21 protein-coding genes and 1 riboswitch are annotated in these 25,190 nt (G+C 38.5%); of the genes, 10 read left to right on the top strand and 11 right to left on the bottom strand.

What is annotated here, in order from left to right; translation table 11 throughout:
* Window positions 1-7 precede the first annotated feature (7 nt).
* Window positions 8-1,597 (bottom strand): RagB/SusD family nutrient uptake outer membrane protein, encoded by a 1,590-nt coding sequence (locus QWY93_RS13325; protein ID WP_290248773.1) that lies wholly within the window; start codon window positions 1,595-1,597, stop codon window positions 8-10.
* A 15-nt stretch (window positions 1,598-1,612) separates the two neighbouring features.
* On the bottom strand, window positions 1,613-4,762 hold the full coding sequence (locus tag QWY93_RS13320; protein WP_290248772.1) for a SusC/RagA family TonB-linked outer membrane protein: 3,150 nt from the start codon (window positions 4,760-4,762) through the stop codon (window positions 1,613-1,615).
* A gap of 520 nt (window positions 4,763-5,282) precedes the next feature.
* Here QWY93_RS13320 and QWY93_RS13315 point away from each other — a divergent pair.
* Window positions 5,283-6,170 (top strand): AraC family transcriptional regulator, encoded by an 888-nt coding sequence (locus tag QWY93_RS13315; RefSeq protein ID WP_290248770.1) that lies wholly within the window; start codon window positions 5,283-5,285, stop codon window positions 6,168-6,170.
* A gap of 47 nt (window positions 6,171-6,217) precedes the next feature.
* On the opposite strand, the gene QWY93_RS13310 is transcribed toward QWY93_RS13315, so the two are convergent.
* Genes QWY93_RS13310 through QWY93_RS19690 form a run of 3 tightly spaced genes read right to left on the bottom strand, consistent with a single transcriptional unit; the run spans window position 6,218 to window position 7,296 of the window.
* Entirely contained in the window at window positions 6,218-6,700 is a 483-nt protein-coding gene (locus QWY93_RS13310) for a cupin domain-containing protein (RefSeq protein ID WP_290248768.1), read from the bottom strand.
* Window positions 6,701-6,712: 12 nt separating this feature from the next.
* Window positions 6,713-6,949, bottom strand: a complete 237-nt coding sequence (locus QWY93_RS19695) for an acyltransferase (RefSeq protein ID WP_353959641.1) — start codon at window positions 6,947-6,949, stop codon at window positions 6,713-6,715.
* Window positions 6,950-6,981: 32 nt separating this feature from the next.
* Window positions 6,982-7,296: an LbetaH domain-containing protein gene (locus QWY93_RS19690; protein WP_353959640.1), complete on the bottom strand. Its 315-nt coding sequence runs from the start codon at window positions 7,294-7,296 to the stop codon at window positions 6,982-6,984.
* 249 nt (window positions 7,297-7,545) lie between these two features.
* Window positions 7,546-7,741: riboswitch (cobalamin riboswitch) on the top strand.
* 173 nt (window positions 7,742-7,914) lie between these two features.
* Here QWY93_RS19690 and metE point away from each other — a divergent pair.
* From metE to QWY93_RS13290, 3 genes are read left to right on the top strand one after another with little or no spacing between them, the layout of a single operon-like run.
* Entirely contained in the window at window positions 7,915-10,239 is a 2,325-nt protein-coding gene (metE, locus tag QWY93_RS13300) for a 5-methyltetrahydropteroyltriglutamate--homocysteine S-methyltransferase (protein ID WP_290248766.1), read from the top strand.
* A 54-nt stretch (window positions 10,240-10,293) separates the two neighbouring features.
* Window positions 10,294-10,785, top strand: a complete 492-nt coding sequence (locus QWY93_RS13295) for a PAS domain-containing protein (protein ID WP_290248764.1) — start codon at window positions 10,294-10,296, stop codon at window positions 10,783-10,785.
* Window positions 10,782-11,171, top strand: a complete 390-nt coding sequence (locus QWY93_RS13290; protein ID WP_290248763.1) for an acyl-CoA thioesterase — start codon at window positions 10,782-10,784, stop codon at window positions 11,169-11,171. The genes QWY93_RS13295 and QWY93_RS13290 overlap by 4 nt, the downstream gene beginning before the upstream one ends.
* A 404-nt stretch (window positions 11,172-11,575) precedes the next feature.
* Here QWY93_RS13290 and QWY93_RS13285 read toward each other — a convergent pair whose 3' ends face one another.
* Window positions 11,576-12,985, bottom strand: coding sequence for an alkaline phosphatase PhoX (locus tag QWY93_RS13285; protein ID WP_290248762.1), 1,410 nt, complete (start codon window positions 12,983-12,985; stop codon window positions 11,576-11,578).
* A gap of 62 nt (window positions 12,986-13,047) precedes the next feature.
* Window positions 13,048-13,353, bottom strand: coding sequence for a hypothetical protein (locus tag QWY93_RS13280; protein ID WP_290248761.1), 306 nt, complete (start codon window positions 13,351-13,353; stop codon window positions 13,048-13,050).
* A gap of 96 nt (window positions 13,354-13,449) precedes the next feature.
* On the opposite strand from QWY93_RS13280, the gene QWY93_RS13275 reads away from it, so the two are divergent.
* The 3 genes from QWY93_RS13275 to QWY93_RS13265 all read left to right on the top strand — a co-directional run bounded on the left by QWY93_RS13275 (window position 13,450) and on the right by QWY93_RS13265 (window position 15,706).
* On the top strand, window positions 13,450-13,938 hold the full coding sequence (locus QWY93_RS13275) for a DUF4199 domain-containing protein (protein WP_290248760.1): 489 nt from the start codon (window positions 13,450-13,452) through the stop codon (window positions 13,936-13,938).
* A gap of 53 nt (window positions 13,939-13,991) precedes the next feature.
* Window positions 13,992-15,020 carry a patatin-like phospholipase family protein gene (locus QWY93_RS13270; protein ID WP_290248759.1) on the top strand — a complete coding sequence of 343 codons (1,029 nt, stop codon included), beginning with the start codon at window positions 13,992-13,994 and terminating at the stop codon, window positions 15,018-15,020.
* Window positions 15,021-15,088: 68 nt separating this feature from the next.
* Window positions 15,089-15,706, top strand: a complete 618-nt coding sequence (locus tag QWY93_RS13265) for an RNA polymerase sigma factor sigma-70 region 4 domain-containing protein (protein ID WP_290248757.1) — start codon at window positions 15,089-15,091, stop codon at window positions 15,704-15,706.
* Between the two features lie 218 nt (window positions 15,707-15,924).
* Here the strand turns inward: QWY93_RS13265 and QWY93_RS13260 are convergent, their stop codons facing one another.
* The gene (locus tag QWY93_RS13260; protein ID WP_290248756.1) at window positions 15,925-16,728 is read right to left on the bottom strand and encodes a hypothetical protein; all 804 of its coding nucleotides are present in this window, start codon (window positions 16,726-16,728) and stop codon (window positions 15,925-15,927) included.
* A gap of 327 nt (window positions 16,729-17,055) precedes the next feature.
* Window positions 17,056-18,435, bottom strand: coding sequence for an exonuclease domain-containing protein (locus tag QWY93_RS13255; protein WP_290248755.1), 1,380 nt, complete (start codon window positions 18,433-18,435; stop codon window positions 17,056-17,058).
* Window positions 18,436-18,581: 146 nt separating this feature from the next.
* Here QWY93_RS13255 and QWY93_RS13250 point away from each other — a divergent pair, with 146 nt between their 5' ends.
* A complete protein-coding gene (locus tag QWY93_RS13250; RefSeq protein ID WP_290248754.1) occupies window positions 18,582-19,139 on the top strand; it encodes a DinB family protein in 558 nt (185 codons plus the stop codon).
* Window positions 19,140-19,404: 265 nt separating this feature from the next.
* Window positions 19,405-20,382: a biotin synthase BioB gene (gene bioB, locus QWY93_RS13245; RefSeq protein ID WP_290248753.1), complete on the top strand. Its 978-nt coding sequence runs from the start codon at window positions 19,405-19,407 to the stop codon at window positions 20,380-20,382.
* Between the two features lie 34 nt (window positions 20,383-20,416).
* Here the strand turns inward: bioB and QWY93_RS13240 are convergent, their stop codons facing one another.
* Window positions 20,417-22,102 (bottom strand): AMP-binding protein, encoded by a 1,686-nt coding sequence (locus QWY93_RS13240; RefSeq protein ID WP_290248752.1) that lies wholly within the window; start codon window positions 22,100-22,102, stop codon window positions 20,417-20,419.
* 364 nt (window positions 22,103-22,466) lie between these two features.
* The gene (locus tag QWY93_RS13235; RefSeq protein ID WP_290248751.1) at window positions 22,467-23,624 is read right to left on the bottom strand and encodes an acyl-CoA dehydrogenase family protein; all 1,158 of its coding nucleotides are present in this window, start codon (window positions 23,622-23,624) and stop codon (window positions 22,467-22,469) included.
* Window positions 23,625-23,930: 306 nt separating this feature from the next.
* Between QWY93_RS13235 and QWY93_RS13230 the strand changes: the two genes are divergently transcribed.
* Entirely contained in the window at window positions 23,931-25,142 is a 1,212-nt protein-coding gene (locus tag QWY93_RS13230) for a hypothetical protein (RefSeq protein ID WP_290248750.1), read from the top strand.
* Window positions 25,143-25,190 lie beyond the last annotated feature (48 nt).

The following is a 25,190-nucleotide window of genomic DNA, read 5'->3' as shown; positions in this document are numbered from 1 at the left end:
ATAACTTCTATTGATACTCTGGGTTTTGAGTAACATTAGGATTACCCAAAACTTCATTTAAAGGTAATGGTAATACATAATCTCTGGGAGAAAGTGACCTATCCACATTATAGGTTTCGATAAAATCTTCGATATAATCTCCTAAATAATCTGGTGATCCACCATAAGTACTTTTTCTTTTAAGTTCAGGATAAACCTCAGATTCCATTGCAAATTCTAAAACTCTTTCATTTACAATTGCGTCGCGAAGCTGCGATTGACTTAAACCTGAAAGCGGAGTTAGACCAGCTCTTCTTCTTACCTCGTTAATACCGTAATATGGATCGCCCATATTGCTTTCATTAGCAGCTTCAGAATGTCCTAAAAGTACATCTGCATATCTTAGATAAACAATATTCTTTTCATTCATGTACGCATTAGAAATTCCAACTTCAGTATATTTAGCAGACCAAGCAGCAGAATAGATAAGCTCTTCAGGATTATTCGGATCTGAATCTGCAGGAACTAAACCTCCAAAACGGCTTAAGTTGTACGGCGCATCTGGACTCCAGCGAACTATTGGCCATTCTCCATCATCATTACGTCCCACACGATTTGATGGATATTCTTGTATGAATGTACCCGCTATCCTTTTATCGTTTGGATCATATTTTTCTCTGAAATCTTTAGTTGAATTTAACCAATGCCATCCAACACCGCCTAAATCATTTGGTAGATCTGCAGGCACAAAATGGGCATGATAGACCTGGTTTTCACCAGCATTCGCTGAAGCAGAAACCTGAGCCTCAAAAATTCTTGGCCCCATATTCTCTGTTTCCACAGAAAAAGTATTTGCAAAATCATCAAATAATGACATTCCACTTTCATCAATGATCGTCTGAGCAACATTGTAGGCTTCAGACCATTTTTCTCCCTGTAAGTAAGCTTTCATCAATAATGCTTCTGCTGCCCAACGAGTTGCTCTACCAGCTTCTGATGGGCCATAACTTTCTGGTAGAATATCTCTTGCCATTAACAAATCTGACTGAATAAGCTCTAAAGCCTTTTGTTCTCCATTTTCATTAGACGGTAGATCCTGGTCACTTAGGGTTGGACTTGTTGTTACAGGAATATTATTAAAATATCTTACTAAATTATAATAGTAAAATGCTCTTAAAAATTGCGCTTCGGCCTTTACTCTATCAATCAACGCCACATTTGTTGCCCCAGCGTCTTTAAGCTCGTCTGCTTTGGCAATTATAGAGTTTGCCCTATTAATATTCTCGTAAGAAATTCTCCAGTAAATTGAAATATAAACATCGTCTGGAGAAACATTCCCATTTTGGTAATTCAGAGGCCCTTTTTCCCAGCCTACCTGATACCCCACCAAACATTCGAATACAAAACGGTTATAAAAATGATTTTCCCAATCCTGGCCATATCCAATCCCATCATAAATTGCATTCACACCTAATTCTAGCTGCTCGGCAGTATTAAAGAAGTTGTCTTGCGTCGTAAAATCCGGATTCTCTTCAAGATCAGAGCATGCTGAGAAAACATTCATTAGGAGTAATACAAAAACTCCTTTTAAACATGTCTTTTTTATAAATTTTACCATAATATGTTTTGCTTATTAAAATTCTAAATTGATTCCTACCGTGAATGTTCTGGATCGCGGATACGCATCATAATCATCTCCTCTGTTCAGGTTATCCTGCCCACGGTTATTTACTTCAGGATCAAAACCTGTATAATCTGTAATAGTAAATAAATTTTGACCGCTTACGTAAACTCTAGCTCTCGAAACAAATTCTGAAAAAGATGGAACTGTATATCCTAAAGAAATATTTTGTAGACGTATAAAAGAACCATCTTCAATAAAATAATCGGAATCTCTATAGGAGTTTGCAAAATCCCTGTTACCATCGATAACTGGTCTGGTAGCATTTGGATTATCTGGGGTCCATGAATCGGTAAGAATGCCGGCAATCTGGTTAATCTTTTGCACTCCATCACCTAATTCAGAAGCCTGAAGGTTTCTTACATCAAATCCTTGCGAACCTCTAAGGAAAATACCTAAATCGAGATCTTTATAAGTAAATGTTGAGTTTAGTCCCCAGGTAAAATCTGGATTTGGATCACCTATAATAGTATAATCGTCTGGTGTGATTTGGCCATCTCCATTCACATCTCTATATCGCGGATATCCTGGTTTATCACCTGAACGCGATGCGTTATTATCGATTTCTTCCTGAGACTGAAAGATCCCTATATAGTCATAACCTCTCCATACTCCAATTGGGTTTCCTTCTTCTACCCAGCTACCTGCTACCCCAAGATGCCCACTGGTGGTACTTGAAAAGAAGGGTGTACTGCTTCCTAAATCCGTAAGTTTATTTCTTAAGATAGAAAGGTTTCCAGCTAGATTCCATTTAAAATCCCCATTATCTATTATATAACCATCCAAACCAATTTCAAAACCTTTATTCTGTAATGAACCGGAATTTTTCAATATGGATTCAAACCCTAAACTACTTGGTATAGATACAAATAATAACAGGTCTTCAGTCTTGTTATCAAAATAGTCCAAGGTTAAATTAAGACGACTTTTAAAGAAAGAAGCATCCAGACCGATATTTCTCATTGTGGTTGTTTCCCATTTTAGATCAGAATTACTTAATCTGCCGTCTGCTAACCCCAAAACTAAATTACCACCAATTACATAATTGTATTCATTCAGATTTGCTAATGAATTATACACAGGAATTTCTGAGTTACCCGTTAATCCCCAGCTACCTCTTATCTTAAGATTATTAATTACGTTGGATATCCCTTTTTCATCAAAAAAGCTTTCGTTCGCAATGTTCCAACCTAAGGCTACAGATGGAAAGTTAGCCCATTTGTTTTGAGCTCCAAATCTGGAGGAACCATCGCGTCTAAAAGTAAGAGTAAGAAGATATCTACTATCATAATTATAGTTTAAACGTCCTAATAATGATTCTAATAGCCATTCTCTTCGGCTTGAAAATGGAGTCAAAATGTCCGGACCTCCCTGAAGGGTTGCCTGATCTACCGAAGATGCGGTAATACCACGGGTGGTACTTCTAAAAAATTTATTCACTTCTCTTTGATAAGTATATCCCACCACTGCATCTACAAAATGATCTCCACCAAAGTCGTTGGTATACGTTATAAGGTTCTCATTCAAAATGTTTGCTGAATGCCTGTTAGCAAGAGTTAATTCACCTGAATTATCTCTACCAATTCTAGTCGTAACGGTAGGGAAGAAACTGGTCCTATTGATATTTAAAATATCTGCTCCAATACTACTTTTTACTTTCAAATGATCTGTAATATTCAATGTAAATGTTGTATTTCCAAGAACACGGTTGGTGATATCTTCATCTGTAGCATATTCCAGCTCTTGCAGGGGATTAATCAAAAAACGTCCGTCATAAGAAGCAAGGGCATAAGTTCCATCTTCATTATAAACCGGGGTTGTAGGATCTAAACCTAATGCTGTAATAATAGTTCCTCCCGGCCCTCCTTGATCTGTAGGTGCATTGTTGGACGCCGTGCGGTTGTATGACCAGCTTGAACTTACATTTAAAAAGTCATCAAATGCAGAATTATCCAGATTTAATCTTATACCGTATCTTTTAAAATTCGTTTTCTTTATGATACCCGCATTATCATGGTAATTACCCGTTAATGCATATTTATTGTCTTTATTTCCGCCAGAAAATGTAATCTGGTGATTTTGAATGTAACCTGTTCTTGTTACCTCATCCAGCCAGTTTGTCCCTTCTCCAAATGCGTTAATCTCCTCCTGAGTATAAATAGGAGATCCTCCCTGGCTTTGCTCAAGAATGTTTAAATAAGTAGCATATTCAGCACCATTTAAAACTTCTATAGGATTAGACATTGTTTGAGTTGAGTAAGAACCATCATAACTAAATTTTGGTTTACCCGCTTTACCACGCTTAGTAGTAATTAAAACTACCCCGTTGGACCCTCTGGAACCATATATCGAAGTTGCAGAAGCATCCTTTAACACCTCGATAGATTCTATATCATTTGGATTAATAGACGCCATTACGTTGGCAGATTGCCTATTCCCTCCTGCACTATAAGCTCCATTGTTTGGATAAATAGGAAAACCGTCCACAACATATAATGGCTCACTTCCGCTATTAATTGAATTAGAACCCCTAATTCTTACCGACACCCCACCTCCGGGAGCTGCTGATGTTTGCGTCACCTGAACTCCTGGCGCCCTTGCTTGGATGGCCTGATCTACAGAAGTAATAGGTAATTCTTTTACAGCTTCTCCATCTATTGAAGATACAGCACCTGTAAGATCACTTCTTTTGGTTTCACCATATCCCACCACCACAACTTCATCCAGTTGGGCAAAATCTGGTTCCAAGGTGATATTTATTTGTGACTGATTGTTTACAGGAACTTCCTGACTAATATAGCCCACAAAGGAAAAAGACAAAATTGCCTCTGCTGGATTGGAAACATTCAGGGAATAATTTCCTTCAAAATCTGTAACTGTTCCAGTACTGGATCCTTTTACAAGGACGGTTGCCCCTGGAATAGGCAATTGGTCCTCTCCTGAGATTACCTTTCCGGTAATTTCCTGGGATTGTGCCAAACCTAGTTTTGTAAAGGTCATCAAAATGATAACCCCAAGCATTTTGGCCATTGTTATAGGGTCAATTATCCTGCTATTACAGGAGTTAAACCCTTTTAACCATTTTTGTGAAAACTGTTTCATAAGGATGTTATTTTGGATATTAATTAGATTTTCTTTAGGTAATCAAAACGCGCTATTAATATAGCGTCACCATATTTTATTTCAACAAACTTATTGTTTGAAATTATTTATTACTCCAAAGCAATAGTATTCCAAATTAAGTTTCGAAATTGATTATCCAAACCTTTGCATATTGGTTTTATGGACTTGTACGCTCCCATTTATTTAATATTTATTCTTAAGCTAATTTTGTCAGTCGTAAATTTCCCACAACTGAGTAAAACATGTTTATTCCTATAGTATTTCATTAATTATTGTTTGTATTTCTACGGAGCTCCTATCAGAATAATTAAAACCAACAATTCTTTTAATACAGAATAAACAGTAGGTTTATAATCATTTAATAAATCATTATGACTCAAATGTAGCCCAATAAGGCAGGAGGTAAATGGACAATGATATTTTACACATGGACAAAAGCACAAATTTTTAAAAATAAAAATATGATTATATTAGCACTACAATCACCCTATACTGTTATATGAAAAATAAGCCAACACTAAAAACCGGTTTTAAAGGAGAAAAAATCAATGTAATCCCAAGAAGACTGTTAACAGATTATTCAAAAAGAGAACTTACTAAAAACTTATACTTAACTGATATTGGTTATTTTCCAAAAGCGCTTCATCACTTCCGGAAAAGACCACAGGGTTGCCCTGAGTACATTTTAATTTATTGTATTGAAGGAAAGGGAACCATCAAAATTAATCAATCCAGTTTTCAGCTAACTCCCAATTCTTTTTACATCATCGAGTCAAAGCAGAATCACGCCTATTTTTCGGATGAGAAAAATCCTTGGTCCATTTTCTGGGTTCATTTTACAGGTGTAAATGCGAAGGAAATTTTTCAAAGGTTCAGAAAACAGAATAATAACCAACCCATCATTATCCCTTTTGAGAAAAACCGGATTGCAGAGTTTGAATACATGATTGACCTTTTTAAAAATGGTATTTCGGAGGAAATATTCGAGTATTCGAGCATGTTGCTTCATAAAACCCTAGGTTCCTTTATTTATTATTCTATTAAGTCAAACAAAAAGGTTCAGTCTTCCAACGAAGATTTAGTCAATGAAATCATTGACTATTTGAACCAACATATTTACGACACGGTGACCATTGAGGAAATTTCACGTACGTTTAATAAGTCTTCCTCCACCATTTTTTCACTTTTCAAAAAAAAGACCGGCCAATCACTGATCCATTTTTTCAATTTATTAAAAGTCCAAAAAGCTTGTGAGCTTTTCAATCTAACTAACATGTCTGTAAAAGAAATCAGCTACGAACTGAACTTTCAGGATCCACTTTATTTTTCGAGGTTATTTAAAAAATACATGGGGGTATCCCCATCAACGTATAAAAATGAGCTTTAAAAAGCCAAACCTATTACCGATTACATTTAAACCAGGAAAGGGATCATTTATTCACCAACATTGTACTCTTCATCAGTCACCGGCTCCATCCATTCTACTATGCCTTTCTCAGTATTTGGAACAATATACATTTGCTGTAAACCGGTATCAGGACTTGCACCATGCCAATGACGGGTATTGGGAGGGCATTTTACTATATCCCCTTTTTTCATTACCTGAATGGGCTCCCCTTCGATTTGGTGATAGCCTACACCATCAGTAATAATAAGGATTTGGCCTCCAGGATGGGTATGCCAGTTGCTTCTTGCCCCTGGTTCAAAAAAAACATTTCCCACCAAAGTGGTATAAGTTGAATCATTGGGCACAAGGCCATAATTGTAGGCTTTGCCAGTAAAATACTCAGAAGGTCCTAACTTCCCTTTAGGGAAAATGGCTTCCAAATCTTTTTGTTCTGTTTCGGATGAATCTTGTCCTTGACACCCCTGGAGAACCAAAGCTGAGAATACTAATAACAGATTGATATTTTTCATAATATAAGAAATTTATTGACCTATTTTCTTAATAACCTTTGCAGGAACACCTGCCACAAAACAGTTTGAGGGCACATCTTTTGTTACCACCGCACCTGCAGCTACTACCGAGTTTTCACCAATGGTAACCCTGGGAAGGATGGTAGCAATGGCACCGACCCAGACATTCCTTTTTATTATCACTTCTGCAGGAACCATGGTCTTTCGGGAGGCAATCTCCACTGGATGGTTTTCGGAGCTTATATTCACCCGTGGGCCAAGCATCACTTCATCTTCAATAGTTATACCCCTAAATCCAAAAAGCTGCAGGCATGGTTGATAAACACATTTTTCCCCAGCTTTATATTTTTTCCAACATTGGTATAAAATGGCGTAAACAATGTGGTACTTTCATCAATTGGGCTTCCTATGATCTCGGAGAGCCATGACCGAATTTCCTGGATATTACAAGCTGAATTCAGTTTCACAGAAAGCTTGATGGTCTCATTAACTGCCTTCCTAATCTTCCCGTAATCCGGGTCATCCATGGAAATCACTTCCCCTGACCTCAGCCTTTCAAAAATATCTTTTGCTTGGTTTGTCTGGTGCTTTCCCATTCTGTATGAACTTGATTTTCCATTACAAATGTATACCTAGAAATCTATTAGAAATTAATGATTTTCAAATCAAAAAGTAAGAAATTCAAACCCACATTTCAGTTCAAGTCCTAAAATATGGCCTTAAATAATAAAAGGGTTATTGCAATCAGCATTGATATAGAGGAAAAACCAATAACTAATTTACCCAACAACCAATTACTTTAACCGAATTCCCTATATTTGCAGCCCAAAGTTCTTTACTTGATTTCTTCATCTTCCAATATAGGTCCTTGACCAAGGTCAGGGTGAATAGGGAACCGTGTGAAAATCACGGGCTGTCGCGCAACTGTAAGTAATGGAAAAGTTTTTACCCTTAGTGGTCCACTGTCCCGATAACCATCGGGGTGGGAAGGACGGTAAAAATGTTACAAGCCAGGAGACCTGCCTATATTGAAATGACAATGCTTTCGCGATTTGAAGCCCTGTCAAGTAGGATGCTTTTTCCAAAAAATTATGGGACTCGTGTGCCTAAGGAAAAAGTATATCCTGTTTTTCACCTCCACTTCTTATCCGCAGGGCATTGTGAAGTTTAGCTAAAGGCTTTTGACCTATTTATCACGTTAAAAGTTTAAAATTATGCTAACGCACAATCTTGGCTACCCGCGGATTGGTAGCAAAAGACAACTCAAAAAGGCCAGTGAAGCTTACTGGGCCGGAAAATCAACCCTTCGTGAACTCCAGGAAACCGGTGCAAACATCCGGGAAGAAAATTGGAAAATCCAACAGGAAGCAGGCATTGACCTGATCCCTTCCAATGATTTTTCCTTCTACGATCAGGTTTTGGACATGTCCTTTACCGTTGGTGCTATTCCTGAAAGATACCATGAGATTGTAACTGACCAGAAAAAACCTGAACTGGACCTTTATTTTGCCATGGCCCGGGGCTATCAGAAAAATGGCCTTGATATCATTGCCATGGAAATGACCAAATGGTTCGATACCAATTACCATTATATCGTTCCTGAATTTAAAAAGAATCAGCCCTTTAAACTCTTCTCCACAAAAATCCTGGATGAGTTCAAAGAGGCAAAAAGACAGGGTATCATCACCAAACCTGTCATCCTTGGACCGGTCTCCTACCTCCTATTGGGTAAAGAAAAGGAAAAAGGTTTTAAGCGAATTGAGCTGATCAAAAACCTTGTCCCTGTTTATTTGGACATCCTCAAAAAACTGGAGGAATCAAACGCTACCTGGGTACAATTGGATGAACCTTTTCTTGCCATGGATCTGGATCAGGAAGAAAAGGAAGCTTTTGAATATACATACAAAACCATCCGCAAAGCTTGTCCGAACCTTAAAATCCTTTTGACCACTTATTTTGGCGGCCTGGATGAAAATTTGGACCTGGCTTGTGAATTGCCAGTTTGTGGCCTGCATTTGGATTTGGTCCGGGCTCCAAAACAACTTGAAAAGACATTGGATAAACTTCCGCAAAACCTAAGCCTTTCTTTAGGATTGGTAGATGGAAGGAATATCTGGAAAAATGATTTCAAAGCTTCTTTGGAATTACTTGAATTGGCCAAAGGCAAGAAAAGTGAAAACCGCCTATTGATAGCTTCCAGTTGCTCTTTGCTTCATTCACCCTGTGACTTGGAGGAGGAAAAATCTGGCTCAGGGTTGACGGCTGAGATCCAACAATGGTTGGCTTTTGCCAAGCAAAAAGTCGGTGAAATTGCAAGCTTGAAGCAACTAGCTTTGGATTCCGGTTTGCCGGAAAACCAACAATTATTGGAGGAAAATCAAAAAGCTATCCAATCTAAAAAAACCTCTTCCATCATCCATAAACAAGAGGTGGGACAGGCTGTAAGCAGCCTTACACCAGGCCATAGCACGAGGAATAAGCCTTTTGGAGAAAGGAGAAAACTTCAAACCCCAAACCTGAACCTTCCACTTTTCCCAACCACAACCATTGGTTCCTTTCCTCAAACCAAGGAGGTAAGGCAATGGCGAGCTCTAAAGAAAAAGGGGAAATTGACTCAAAATCAATATGATGAGCTGATCAAAAGTGAAACCGAAATGGCAATACGTTGGCAGGAAGGAATTGGATTGGATGTTTTGGTTCATGGGGAGTTTGAAAGAAATGATATGGTTGAATATTTCGGGGAGCAATTGGAAGGCTTTGTCTTCACCCAAAATGGCTGGGTCCAAAGTTATGGTTCCCGCTGCGTTAAACCTCCCATTATTTATGGAGACGTTTCCCGTCCTGAGCCTATGACCGTTGGTTGGACTTCTTTTGCCCAATCCCTGACAGAAAAAAATGTAAAAGGAATGCTCACAGGGCCGGTAACCATTTTGCAATGGTCCTTTGTCCGAAATGACCAGCCCAGATCAACCACTTGTCAGCAAATTGCCCTGGCTATCAGAGAAGAGGTGGCTGATTTGGAAAAAGAAGGCATCAAGATCATCCAAATTGATGAACCTGCCCTAAGGGAAGGTTTGCCCTTAAGGCAGTCCGACTGGGAAGCCTATCTGGACTGGGCTGTAGAATGTTTCCGAATCTCTGCATCAGTGGTGGAGGACAAAACCCAAATCCATACACACATGTGCTATTCAGAGTTTAATGATATCATCAAACATATTGCTGGCATGGATGCTGATGTCATTACCATCGAATGTTCCAGGTCTCAAATGGAGTTATTAGATGCTTTTGCTGAGTTCCAATACCCCAATGAAATTGGTCCAGGGGTTTATGACATCCACTCTCCAAGGATACCTTCCAAAGAGGAAATGGTTGAATTGCTAGAAAAAGCTAAATCCGTATTACCGGAGGAACAGCTTTGGGTCAACCCTGACTGTGGCCTTAAAACCAGAGGATGGAAAGAAACTGAGCCAGCTTTGGAGCGCATGGTACAAGCTGCTAAAGCACTTAGAAAAACCACAGTTGCTGGTATCGAAAATTAAACAATTACCCCACCGGGCAGGTTAATTACTTGCCCGGTATAATTTCTATTTGCAATGACAATTTTTTCAAAGCCATCCAAAAAAGCCTCCTCCGTTCCTCTTCACTGTTGGGACATCATTGCCTGCCAATTATACCCAAGCATTGCAAACCAAAGTCTTGAATCCCTATCTCACACTTTAAGTTTTTTCAAAAAATCATTCAGTTGGTCAACAGATTTGAATTTCCTAAATCAAAGGTTTGATGCTTTAGTACTTACCGATAGGCAGGAAACCATCCTTTGGGCAAGTCCAGGCTTTGAAAAAATGACGGATTATCATGTCTTTGAAGCAATTGGTAAAAACCCTTCTTTTTTACAGGGAAAGGATTCTTCTTATAAAGCAAAAACCCAAATAAGAAAAAAAATCAATGAAGGAAAACCATTTTCTTCCCAATTGATTAATTATAAAAAGAATGGAGAACCTTACCTTTGCGAAATCACTATCATTCCATTGGAAGATCCAAAAGGGAAAATCACCCATTTTCTGGCACTTGAAAACGAAATATGACCGATTTAGACCAAAAAATTAAAAACGCAGAAACCCGAATATTTAAAGCTGTTTTCCCCAATACCATCAACCATTATGATACTTTGTTTGGTGGCACGGCTATGCACCTGATGGATGAGGTTGCCTTTATCGCAGCCACCCGGTTCAGCAGACAAAAAATGGTTACCGTACGAAGTGATAAAATTGATTTTACCGTCCCCATTCCCGCAGGAACCATTATCGAATTGGTGGGGCATATCATCCATATTGGCCGGACCAGTTTAAAAGTCCAAGTGGACATATTTATTGAAAAAATGTATGAGGAGGGTAGAGAAAAAGCCATTAGCGGCACTTTCACCCTGGTAGCAATTGATGAAAATAAAAAGCCCACCCCTATTGATCATTAAACTTCTCCATATTGAAAGCTGGATTGAAAATCTTCATGATGGAAAAATGGTTTATTTCTTTTGCCAAAAGCTTAAGGCCGGATGCTGAAAGCAACCCAAAAATTCCTCATTTGCATTGAGGAATTTGAAAGCCCAGCATTTGTAATTCCAAAAAAAGCATCAAATTTGAATTTTTCACCGCAGATCATAAACTCCCTTTTCCAAAGGTATCCATTCCATGGATCAAAATGGGTTACCTGGAATTAATTTAAATGATTTCCTACTTCCTAAATTCCTTCTGGAAAAGCAGATATTCATTTTAGTATTCAGCGTAAAATAAAATTAATCCAATCAGTTCACTCAAGAATAATTAGTGATAATTAGGGGAATTGATGGACCCTTTTTTTTAAATTCTCACCAAAACCTCATCTCAAATTCCTCCAGGGTCCTGTTATTGCCAGGGTGATGCCTGCATCTTGGATATTGACAAAATATGTTTGCCCGGAAGGGGAAAACACCCCTCCAGCAAATTCTGATTCAAACCCAATATTCTCGGCCAGTTTATAAAACCTACCCTCCGGTGTAATCCCAACCACAAATGGGTGGGGATGGTCCTCGCAAAGCAATAAATCTCCCCAAGGTGCAATGGCCACATTATCACAATTCTTTAATAAATCCCTATCATTGGGTTCTGCAAAAAGCTCTAATGAACCGGGCGTTTTATATTCATTCTCTTTTCCTTCATTTTCCCCTGGAATATACTTAAAAACCTGTCCTGCCCCTATTTCTCCTCCATTAGTACAAGCAAAATACAGCTCGTTCTCCCCAAACCAAATCCCCTCACCACGAGCAAACCTTGCAGCCCCTTTTCCATACCCCCTGTACCTCAAATCATCATGAGGGGAACCAATATCCTCCAGGTCAATCCAATAGATGCTTTGAGGTTTTCCAACTGGAAAAAAACCCTCTTGTTGCCCTTTCCAATTCCGGGTATCCCTTCCTTTTCCCCAGGAAAGGCAAAGGGCTTGAAGTTTCCCTCCTTGGTATAATTTCCCTGGAACATGGGGAATATAGCGGTAAAACAAGCCATCACCCCGGTCCTCGGTCAAAAATACTATTCCGGTTCTGGGATCAACTGCCACCGCCTCGTGGTTAAACCTTCCCATTTCTTTTATGGGAATCGCATTTTGTAACTTCCCGTCTCTTTTGGCCAGTACCTCAAAGACAAATCCGTGATCTTTTTCCAGATTTCCACTGTAATCACCTGCCTTCACAACTGATTCCTCACAAGTCAACCATGAATTCCAGGGAGTAACCCCTCCCGCACAGTTTCTCACCGTTCCTGCAAGGCTCATAAACTCTTGTTCTACCTCACCCGTTTTTTCATTGTAGACCAAGGTGGTTGTTCCTCCCAGAGCAGGTAAATTTCCCTTTCCTTTTTCATAAAACTTATCAAGTTCAGCTTGGGCAAGGTTTTCATTTTCCGGTCCAAATGCACCATTTTCAAAATCATCTGGACTGTTTTCATGATTCCGAACCAATATCACTTTTCCATCATCCCCCTCAAAAGCTCCCATACCATCTGGCCTCCCTGGAGTCCACCAGCCATCATCCATGATTTTTCCTTTCTTCGAAATGATTTTATATTCAAAACCTTTAGGCAAATTCAATATTCCCTTATCATCATTTTGCAAAGGTCCATATCCTAAACAGCCATTAATCTCATGAGCCTCGGCCAAAGGGTTTAGAAATTGGTTTAAGCCCATAAAACCAAGGGTAGCCACTCCTGAATTAATCAAAAATTGTCGACGTGAATTAAATGATTTCTCCTCCATAGGCCTATTATATTTACAACTTTACGTGCTATTTATTTTTAAAATCTGTTCTACCTTGGATTTTACCTTTGGGGCAATAGTTTGATTTTTTTCACTTTTATAGCCCGGGCAGTAAAATCAAATTCCAACAGGTCATTGGGAGCTGGCTTAAAAACAGTATCCAATCTGTCCAACACCCTGTATTTCACCTGTACCCTAACACTATCCATTTTAAATTTTTCGGGCAATTCCTCAGGATAATACCATTGATTATCCACAACAATCAAATATTGTTGAGATCCACGAGTGGCAGTTTTAGCGAGCACCCATCCGGTTCCTTGCCTTAAATTTTTGGATGTTTGGCAAGAACCGAAAAAAAAGCACCCCATCAACCCTATTGTTAAAAGGTACTTAATCATTTTCCATTTTTTCGATAAGAAATATATGTAAATTGTAAGTAAGAATAAACCTCTAATGCACTCATTATGAAAAAGTATGAGATTGAAATCAAATGGGGGATCATATTTACATTTATAGGTTTGTTGTGGATTGGGCTGGAAAGAGCTGTAGGACTTCATGATGAATACATTGGATTCCATTCTACCTATACCAACCTTTTTGCATTTATAGCCATTTTACTCTATGTTTTGGCGCTTTTGGATAAAAGGAACCACTATTATAAAGGGTATATTAGTTGGAAAAATGCTTTTTTCTCCGGCCTGGTCTTATCCGCGATTATAGCCATTCTTAGCCCCCTGTCCCAGTTGATCAGCCATAAAATTGTCACCCCACATTATTTTGAAAATGCCATAAACCACGCAGTAAGTAGAAAAATAATGAGCCAGCAAGAAGCAGAAAGTTATTTCTCCCTTGGGAATTACATCCTTCAAACAACCTTTTTTGCTTTTATCGTGGGTTGTATAACTGCTGCCCTTATTTCTATTTTCATCAGAAAAAGCCCTCAAGCCATTTAAACATTAAAACTTTACTTTAATCTTTATTATTCAAACTTTTTACCCCAATCATTATGAAAAAAATCAACATTTTATCCATCGACGGTGGAGGAATAAAAGGCATTATTCCTGGCACTATCCTTCAGGTTATTGAAGAAAAAATCCAACAAAGAAAGGGAGATGATCAGGCCAGATTAGTGGATTATTTGGACTTTGTGGCTGGGACCAGTACCGGTGGAATACTAAGCTGTGGACTATTAACACCCTCCGATGAAGATCCACAAAAACCTAAATTCAAGGTTCAGGAAGTGGTCAATTTATATCACAAACATGGAAAAGCTATTTTCCATAAATCCTTTTGGCACGAGGTAAGGGGACTTTGGGGAATATTGGATGAAAAATTCCCCAACAAGGCATTAAGGAAAGCCCTTCAAAAACAATTTGGAGAAATTAAGTTAAGCCAATTGATAAAACCCTGTTTGATCACTTCTTATGAAATCAACAACAGGAAAGCCAAATTTTTCACCCAACACAATGCCAACCTCTCTCCTTCCGAGGACTTTTTGGTTAAAGAGGTGGCCCAGGCTACTTCGGCAGCCCCCACTTATTTTCAGGTGGCGATGATCAAGTCAGCCATTGGGGTCAACTACCCTTTAATAGACGGAGGGGTATTTGCCAATAATCCGGCTATGTGTGCCTATGCAGAAACTCGAAAATTGGATTTTAAAAATGTAAAAAAGCCCACTTCTAAGGACATGTACCTTTTATCTCTAGGAACTGGTTCTGAAAATGAAACCTATAGTTATTCCCAAGCCAAAAATTTTGGTTTGGCCCAATGGATCAAACCCCTAATCAGTATAATGATGTCCGGAAATTCAGAAACAGTTTCCCACCAGTTAAAATGGCTTTTTGATGCTGGAAATAATAAAGAAGGATATGTTCGCCTGGAGCCCAAACTATTACATGCATCCCCAAAAATGGATGAGGCTACTAGGAAAAATATGAATGCTTTAAAAGAAGCTGGATTGAATTATGTATCGGAAAATGAAAAACAAATCGATGATATTGTAACCAATTTGCTAATGAATAAAGGGGAATTATAAATCGGGTAACCAAAGGTCTCGCTTAGATAAAGCAATCAATCCTATGCTTTTTTTCGTTTAATAATATTATGGTAGCGATAATTTTAGGCGAGGTTGTCGGTCCTGTAAATACTACCCGGAACCATTGGTTTTCCTTTCTCAAGGAACAGCTGGGGGTAATTATTACCCCGCCCGATCAGTGGAAAATCAGTAAGGAAGTTGGTTTTCGATTGGAAATTCAAAATCCCGAAGAAGCTTTCTTGAGGGTAATTCAGATCAAATCTTCCATAAAAAAGAAAAAAAATATGGATGTAAGATTGGCCATTGGAATTGGTGAGAAAAAATCTGAAATTATAGATATTACCCCGGGCCAACTTACCGCTGAAGATTATGCTGAATCTATAAGAATAGCTTTAAAAAAGCATAAAATAAACCTGGGCATTCAAAGTGATTTTCAAGACTGGGACGAAACCATGAATCTAATATTTAGGTTGGCCCTGTTGATCATGGACAAGTGGTCCGTAAGCTCAGCAGAACTGGTAAATATGCTTTGTTGGGAAAGGGACTTATTACAGGAACAAATTGCAAGACGCCTGGGAATCAAGCAAGCCGCAGTAAGTCAACGATATAGCAGAGCAGAAGCAGGGTTGATTTTTGATCTGGAAAAATATTTTAGACAAAAGACAGCATCCATTCTGGTATCCTAAAAGCTAATAGAAATCTTGCCTTTTATTACTGTCTTTGTACGTTCTATTTTACCCGGCGGAAAAAATATGTTTTATCAAAAATAAGGAACCATGAATTATGAATTCATGGTTCCTTATTTTTGATCCTTCGCGCTGATTTGCTTCCAGCTACAAAATAACTGAAAATATCAGCAGCAAAATGCAATTACAAACCATAACCAACTACCCTTATTCACAAGCTACCTTACTGATTTCAAAAGGGTTGCAAGATAAACCCATTTCTGCTCCCTGGATTTCAATCCTTCCTCCATTGCCATTTGTCTTTCCTCACTTGCTTCCAAATCCTCATATTCCTGTGCATTAAAAAACTGCATATAATTATCATAAAAATTGAGGGTCATATGGGTATATTCGGCTTCGCTTCCCATCGGTACAGCCGTCCTTAGCAGTCTCCAACTTCCCATCATATCCGCTTCTATTTTTTTCTGGTGAAAGGGAAGGTAAAGTTGTTTTTCCATTTGCTCATATTCATTGAAACGCCCTTCCGCAGCTTTCATCAGGTCAAAAGAAGCCAAGACCCCGGGTTTCATTTCAAAATCATCTTTTGTATGGGCGATTTCTACCATATATGCCCTTAATGCCAAGTCCCGGTTGTTGACACTTTTGTCTACCGCCAATTCCAATTGTTGTTCAGACATATCAGTTGAATGAGCCCTTTCAGCATAAGCTTGAAGGTTATCATCCGTCATACCGTTCATCATTTTTACAGGGTCATCATAGTAAGTAATGGTTACATACTGAAATTCTCCCCTTTCGGGCCCAGATTGCAAAGTCCACAAATCCCAACCCTCAATTTCTCCTTGCTTTACAGCTTCCTTATAAATGCCCTCCAAAAATCCTTTTGCCTCTGAAAAGTCAACCATATTATCAGAATCTACTTTGATAAATTCTATGACCAAATATTTGGGGTGGGGCTCCTCTTGTGCTATTGCAGCAGGACACACCAAGGCTACAATAATGACTAAATAAAACAGCTTTTTCATATTCTTGTGATTTTGGGTTGCATAAAATATTGTCAATCATGACTGTAATCAATATAAACAATTATTCTGTTTTTATAAAACCATACAGAACATATTAAACAACAACTTCATCGTGATTTTATCATAAAATAAAACACAGATATACCCAAAAATTTGACACAAATACCTTTTAAGTATATTATTCCGAGAAGTGGTAATTCAAGTCTATAACCCTTATCCCTTTCTTGAAAAAATCTTTAAAAATGAACCATTCTAAAAAATGTGCCAGATTAAAAATAAATACTGAAATGAGGCAATGAGCCATATTCCTTTGTTATTTCAGAAACCTCATAAACTTAACCCTTCAATCACTTTGACCTTTTTCAACAAATTTTTACCCAAATATTGTTCTAGAATAACTGCCGTTTCAGAAACAGGTTTCACCGGAGTTAAACTTGCAATTACTTCCTCATCGGATTGAAACTCCTGTTTAAGATCCAAAAAACCGTAGGCTTTTAATATCCCTTGATCGAAATAAATGGCAGCTTCTTCCTCAGGGTTTCTCCCCTTTTCTTTGATCAACATCCGTTGGTTTTCAAGAGGAATCTGCCCCAACCAATCCAGTACTTTATCATTGTAAGAGGAAGAATCTTCTTTTTCCGCGCAAGCTCCATCACAAAAACCCGATTCAAAATCATAACAAGCACCAGGAGTTTTTTGAATCCCACAAAGTTTGGGGCATAGCTTAAACTCTTCCACTTTTTTCAAAAGATACGACCAGGCATCATGGTGGGTCCTAAAAGTAATAAGAGGCTTTTTGAATTTATTGATTTTCGATACCTGAAACCTCATATAACCCTTTCCATCCTGGTACTGATAAAGCCCCCAGGCCCCAGCTTTCACTTTTAATGCCCTATTAAACCTTGGCCAGTGTTTTTTTATTTCCAATGCCTCCACCAAAAGAGCCAAAAATTCACTTCCTGTCAATGTATATGAAACATGATGAATGGCTGATTTCATGGCCTGTTTGCCCTTTCCTGCACCTGAAAAATGGCCCTTGAACCGGTTTCTAATATTCAAGGCCTTTCCAACATAAATGACTTTTCCATGCTCATCATGAAAATAATACACACCCACAGATGTGGGCAATTCCAAAAATTGCTCCCTGGAAATATGAGGTGGCAAAAAGGATTCCCCAGAATTCCTTTTCATAGCTTGGGCGATCACTCCCTGATCATCCCTATGGACCAAAATCCCAAAAAGAATGGCGGTAGCCTCCGCATCCCCAAACGCCCTGTGCCTATCGTGAATTTCGATATCCATGTACTCACAAATGCTGCCCAAACTATAGGAGGGCAACCCAGGTATCAATTTTCGGCTTAGTCGAATAGTGCATAGCTTTGGCCTCTCAAAATTGATACCCACTCTGCTAAATTCTGATTTGATAAAATTGAAATCAAAATTTACATTATGGGCCACAAAGACCTTATCCTTCAATAATTCATATAATTCTTCTCCTATTTCTTCAAAAAATGGTGCACCTTGGACCATCTCATTATCTATTCCTGTCAGGCCGGTAATAAAAGCTGGAATTTCGCAATCAGGATTTAACAATGTCTGGTATGTATCCAAAACCTGTTTTCCGTCATGAACAACCACGGCAATTTCTGTGATTCGATGTCTTCTCCCATACCCTCCAGTGGTTTCAATATCAACGATTGCATACATACCCATTTTTTTATATTGACAAATTTAGCTTTTCACCAACCAAAATTCATGTTTTTTCAATCATATTAGCGAATTTTGACGCTTAATGTCATAGTATTTTACATTTTTACTAAATTCAAAAAAGCTACATTTCCCTTAATATGAACATGGATACCACCATTAAGAATTGGCAACAGGATATTCAAGAAATTACTGCATCGTTTAAAGACAGCTTTCAATCTTTGGATGTGGAAACCCTGCATATGAAACCCGATGCAAAAACCTGGAGTATTGCTGAAAACATCCAACATTTGATCGTCCTAAACGAAAGCTATTTTCCTATTTTTCGACAATTGGAAAAGGGAAATTATTCCAAGCCATTCATTGGCAATTTTGGTTTTCTTACAAAAGCGCTGGGTAAAATGATCCTCAAATCCGTTGCCCCGGAAAACCACAAAAAATTCAAAACCCTTCCCATATGGATCCCATCCAAATATGAAGTACCCGAAAATAAAGAACTATTAGACCAGTTTGAAAAACACCAAAAGAATCTTTCTCGTTGGATAGGTCAACTTAAGCCATTTCTAGAAAATAAACAGGTGATTCATTCCCCGGCTAACCGTTTAATTGCCTATCCCTTGGAATTGGCAATCAATATCATTATCAGTCATGAAAAAAGACATTACAATCAAGCTTTCCATCTCCTGGAAGAAATAAAAAAATAATTCTGATTATTATTAGCCTAAAATCCTATTCTGGCCTGTTGCCCCAGACAAGTTAATTCCATGTCCTTAAGACCATCCTGGTTTAAGGCTTAATAAGTGAGATTAATTACCCTCTTATATAATATCACCTCAATCCAAACCCCGGATCAGGTTAGCTTAACTCACCCATTCTCAATTGAATAGGGAAAAAGCAGAAAAAATCATTACATACTAAACAAAAATCAATAATTTTAGCCCCTGAATTCACCATCCAAATGCCATTTTGATGACTGAGATTAGAAACGATTGGACAAGGGAAGAAATCAAAGCTATTTTTGATCAACCCATTTTAGAATTAATATATAAGGCAGCCACTGTTCATAGGGAGTTTAATGACCCACAGGAAGTACAAGTTTGCACCCTATTGTCAGTAAAAACTGGGGGTTGCCCTGAAGATTGTGCCTATTGCCCTCAAGCAGCAAGGTACCATACTGATGTAAAGGTCCACAAACTATTGGAAGTGGAAGAAGTTTTGCAGAAAGCTGCTGATGCAAAATCTGCCGGTAGCACAAGGTTCTGCATGGGTGCTGCCTGGAGAGAAGTAAGGGACAACCGGGACTTTGACAAGGTTCTGGAAATGGTAAAAGGGGTAAATACCATGGGCATGGAAGTGTGCTGCACCTTAGGTATGCTTTCTGAAGAACAGGCCAAAAAGCTTAAAGATGCTGGCCTTTATGCCTATAACCATAACCTGGACACCAGTGAGGAACATTATGACCAGATCATAACCACCCGAAACTATGACGATAGGCTAAACACCCTGGATAATGTCCGGAAAGCTGATATTTCGGTTTGCTCGGGTGGAATCATCGGATTGGGGGAAAATCTGGAAGACCGGGTAGGCATGTTACACACTTTGGCTACTTTGCCAAGTCATCCAGAGTCTGTACCTGTAAATGCCCTGGTTCCAGTAGAAGGAACTCCATTGGAGGAACAGGAAAAAGTATCTGTTTGGGAAATGGTCAGGATGATCGCCACTGCTAGAATTATCATGCCGAAAGCCATGGTCAGACTTTCTGCGGGAAGGGTAAGAATGACCACAGAGGAACAAGCCCTTTGCTTTATGGCTGGAGCCAACTCCATTTTTGCAGGGGACAAATTATTAACCACCCCAAATCCGGAAGAAGATTCAGACAAACAACTTTTCCAAACCCTGAATCTAAAACCCAGGGAAGCATTTAAAGATAAAGAAGTAAGCCTTTAATAAAAAAAGCGGGTCGTTTATAAACCCGCTTTTTTTATGGTAATACTTTTTTCTGGTGATTTTCCTTGATTAGCCTTCTGAGGATTTTTCCTACATTGGACTTGGGCAATTCATCAACAAAATGGACTTCTTTAGGAACTTTATAGCTTGTCAGGGATTGACGGCTGTGCTGGATTACTTCCTCCTCTGAAAGAGAGGTATCATTTGGAACTACATAGGCAATTACCCTTTCTGTGCTTTGTTCATCAGGTATGCCTATGACGCCCACCTCTACCACTTTTTCATGAGAGGCAATAGCATCCTCCACTTCATTGGGATATACATTAAAGCCAGAAACCAAAATCATCTCTTTTTTCCTATCCACAATTTTCAAATAGCCATCTTCATTTAAAACAGCAATATCTCCGGTTTTTAACCAACCATCTTCAGACAATACTTTGGCGGTTTCTTCCGGCATTTTCCAATAACCTTTCATCACTTGGGGCCCTTTGATGCATAGTTCCCCTTTTTCTCCAAAAGACAAAGCATTGCCATCATCATCAATAATTTTAATTTCGGTATTGGGTAGCGGCAAGCCGATAGTTCCCAGCCGCTCATTTCCATCAATAGGGTTACAGGAAACAACAGGTGAAGTCTCCGTCAAGCCATATCCTTCTGCCAGTGGAGTTCCTGTTACTTCTTTCCACTTTTCGGCCACATATTTTTGAACAGCCATTCCTCCTCCCACAGATATCTTTAAAGCACTAAAATCAAGATTCCTAAATGATTCTTGGTTTAATAAACCATTGAATAAAGTATTTACTCCAGTAAGAATACTAAATGGATGGGTACGCAAGTCCTTACAAAAAGCCTTCATATCCCTAGGATTGGTAACAAGTACATTATGCGCCCCAATTTTCAACATAGCAAGACAGTTGACAGTAAGAGCAAATATATGATACAGGGGAAGGGCGGTTATAACCATTTCCTCCCGTTCCTTCAGTTTGGGAAGCATCCAGGCAGAAATTTGCTGCATATTGGCCACAATATTGGCATGGGTAAGCTCGGCACCTTTGGAAATCCCAGTGGTTCCTCCAGTATATTGTAAAAAGGCAGTATCCTCAGAAGATATTTCTACAGGTTTAAAAATAGAAGAAACTCCCTTTTTCAGACAATCCATCAGGGCCATTTTATTTTTAATATGATATGTAGGCACCATTTGTTTGATGTATTTCACTACAAAATTCACAATGCTTCCTTTCATTCCTCCCAACATATCCCCAATCTCTGTAATGATGATATGTTTCACTCCAAGTTCCGGTAGGATTTCCTCTAGTTTACTGGCAAAATTGGCCAAAATTACAATGGCTTCAATCTTGGCATCCTTAAACTGATGCAACATCTCTTTGGAAGTATAAAGGGGGTTGGTATTGACGATGATCAAACCTGCCCTCAAAGCCCCAAACATCACCACTGGATATTGAAGTAAATTAGGCATTTGGATTGCTATCCGGTCACCCTTTTTCAACCCTAAATCTTCCTGTAAAAAGGCTGCAAAATTTTGAGATAATTGATCGAGTTGGTTAAAACTCATTTTTTTACCCATACATTCATAGGCCACGGCATCCTTATATTTAATGATGCACTCTTCAAATAGGTCCACGATATTGCCATATGCGTGGACATCCACTTCTTTGGGAACGGATTTGGGATAATGCTTGAACCATGGGAAATCTTGCATGAAATATGAAATTTGAATGAGGTGATTAGTTAATATTAACCGCTGATTTACTTATCAATATAGCTTATTTATGATTTTAAAAAAAAGAAAAAAATTTACCTGAAAGAAGAAATTCTGCTTAATTATTGATTATAAAAACCTTATACCAGTAAAGAAGAATTAACAAAATAAAATCAACTCTTTATTTAGGCCCCTGGCCCACCCAGTTTTAGCTTTATTAAAAGGAAATAATAACCATTAAATGGACGGTCCCTGAACAGGTGATATGGCATTGATTCAAATAAATTTTGGGTAAAAATAAAACCTTCAAATCCTGATTTCAGCCGTCCAACGACTTGGGTCTTGCTTTACCATAAAACAGCAGTTACTTTAAAATCTTTCTGGCAATTAGCTCCTTCATAATTTCATTGGTTCCTGCATATATCCTTTGCACCCGGGCATCTGCATAAGCTCTTGCCACCGGATAATCCCACATATATCCATAGCCCCCATGAAGTTGAACGCATTCATCGGCAACTTCGCATTGTAATTCAGTCATTAAATATTTTGCAGCGGAAGCCATGGCACTGTCCACTTTTTTCTCATTATGCAGCATTACCAGTTGATCACAATATATTCTGGCTTGCTCGATTTTAGCAGCCAATTCAGCCAATTTGAACCTGGTGTTTTGAAAATCGGCCACGGTTTTTCCAAAAGCGGGGCGGCGTTTCACATATTTTATGGTTTCATTAATCATAAATTCTGCCAATGCCAAAGCGGCCAAGGCTACTACCAATCTTTCCTGAGCCAACTCAGTCATCAGGTAGGTAAAACCTCTTCCAGGCTCCCCCAATAAGTTTTTTTTGGGAACTTTGACTTCCTCGAAAAACAATTCACAAGTATCCTGTGCATGCAGGCCGACTTTTTTAAATGGAACTCCTTTGGTAAACCCTTGCATTTCCTTATCCACCACAAATAAGCTAATCCCCCTAGCTCCTTTACTAGGGTCAGTTTTTGCAGCAACTACAACGACATCACTTAGGTAGCCATTGGTAATAAAAGTTTTTGTTCCACTAAGGGTATAATATCCTCCCTGGTCAATAGCTCTGGATTTAATATTTTGCAAATCACTTCCTGCTCCTGGCTCCGTCATTGCAATCGCAGAAATATAATCTCCTGATACCATTTTGGGGATATATTTTATTTTTGCCTCCTCGGAACCATAATGCAGAATATAGGGTAATACAATATCATTATGCAATGGATACCCAATCGCCGGTCCTGAACAACCACTTAGACCTAACTCCTCAATAAATAGGGCATTGAACCTGAAATCTTCCAATGCCAACCCACCGTATCTTTCGGGTGCCTGCATACACAAAAAACCGTTTTCCCCTAACTTTTTCCAGGATTCCCTGGACACCATCTTTTGCTGCTCCCATTGTGCATTATTGGGCGTAATTTCCCTTTTTACAAACTCTTTTACCGACTGACGAAACAAAAGGTGCTCCTCGTCAAAAATAATCCTGGGGGTGAAAAACATGGGGATTAATTTAGGGTGATCAAGCTATCCGGCACCAAATAAACATTCATTTTTATCCGGGACCGGATTATTACCTCCAATAATATAATAGTAAAAATCCACATTTCAATGCATTATTTTGCTTTTTATATATATTTTTATGCTTTTCAAACCTATTTCAAGCAAATAACTAATTGATTAAAACATTTATTCATTGAATTTAAATTCACCTATTACAATTTTTGAAATCGCTCTTATTTCATAGCTGAAATTTTGGAATTACATTTATGGCACAAATTTCGTATAGAGCAAGAAAAATTAAATTGTATGAAACTGAAAATATACCCAATATCCATTTTAATCTTCTTTTTAGCCCTATGGTCTGCCCAAGCCCAAACGGATTCGATGACCATTTCCCTGGAACAAGCCTTAAAAAACAGCCTTTTAAAAAGCATTAAACTAAAAACGGACTCCCTGGACAACCAGTTGGGGACCAAACTCCACGACCTGGACCAAAAAATCCAAATGCTGGACAAGTCGCTCAACCAGACCAGTAGTGAAACCCAAAAAATCGAAAAATTGATTGAGCGTGTCAAATTGATCGAGGACTTTCAACATGCTGAGAAAGAGGCCGAACTTAATATATACCAGGGTAATTACCAATCTGCAATGATCAACTTGGTATCAATGGAAAGGGAATTGAGGCCATTAATTCTTTTTGGGGCCACAAGGGATTTTTTCCAAACCCTTAATTCGGTGGGCAACCCTACTCAATACCCCGGGTTTAATGATTGGTACAAAGGTTTCCAAAGCTATGTAAAAGAAAACAAGGAGGACAGTCCCGCATTGAGTGTGGTTTCCAACTTAATTAACTTAACTGGCGATCTTTCTGCAGGAACACCGATCTTTGGGACCTTTAGTCAGGCTTTGTTTATGGGCATGTCCAATTACATAGAAGATATTGGAAATGGAAGAAGACATAGGGAATTGAGGAATCAAAGTCAGGAAATGTTTGAATTGGTGACCGTATTAGGCCAATACACCCATGACAAAAACCTTATTGAAACTGAATGGGAAGCTATAGATACAGAACTGGAGGAATTAAAAAGAATCTATGAGCAAAACTTGAAAAAAAACCTGGACATTTTGGGCATCTCCAAAAAGGAATTTGAAAAGAGGTACAGTGATGAAAATGATGCCAACCTCCGGTACGAATACCTCAATGATCTGACCAAAACCATATCAAATAAAGTACGGGCAGAAAGGGACCAAAATCCCAAAAACTGGAAAAACACCTTTCATAATGAAATGGCGGAAATCCAATCTCTTAAGATTAGATTTGGTGGAATCACTTTCCGAATCAGTGAAAATATCAATAAATACAATGAACTGATCAAAAAGTATAAGGAAAGCAAACATATCGGCCCAAGAATCATTGAATTGGAATCCAAGTTAATCAGTCTTCAAAACTCCTTTGACAAGGCCTTTAAGCCCTTGGAATACATTAATTCAGCCAATAAAATGTATAAGGTATATTAGTCCTCCCCAAAAAAGGGCAGTCAAAAAATTTGGCGGCCCTTTTTTTAT

It is taken from the genome of Echinicola jeungdonensis (genome assembly GCF_030409905.1).
Lineage (GTDB): Bacteria > Bacteroidota > Bacteroidia > Cytophagales > Cyclobacteriaceae > Echinicola > Echinicola jeungdonensis.
The sequence above is the reverse complement of the archived record's forward strand: the minus strand, read 5'-3'. Positions and strand labels throughout refer to the sequence as shown.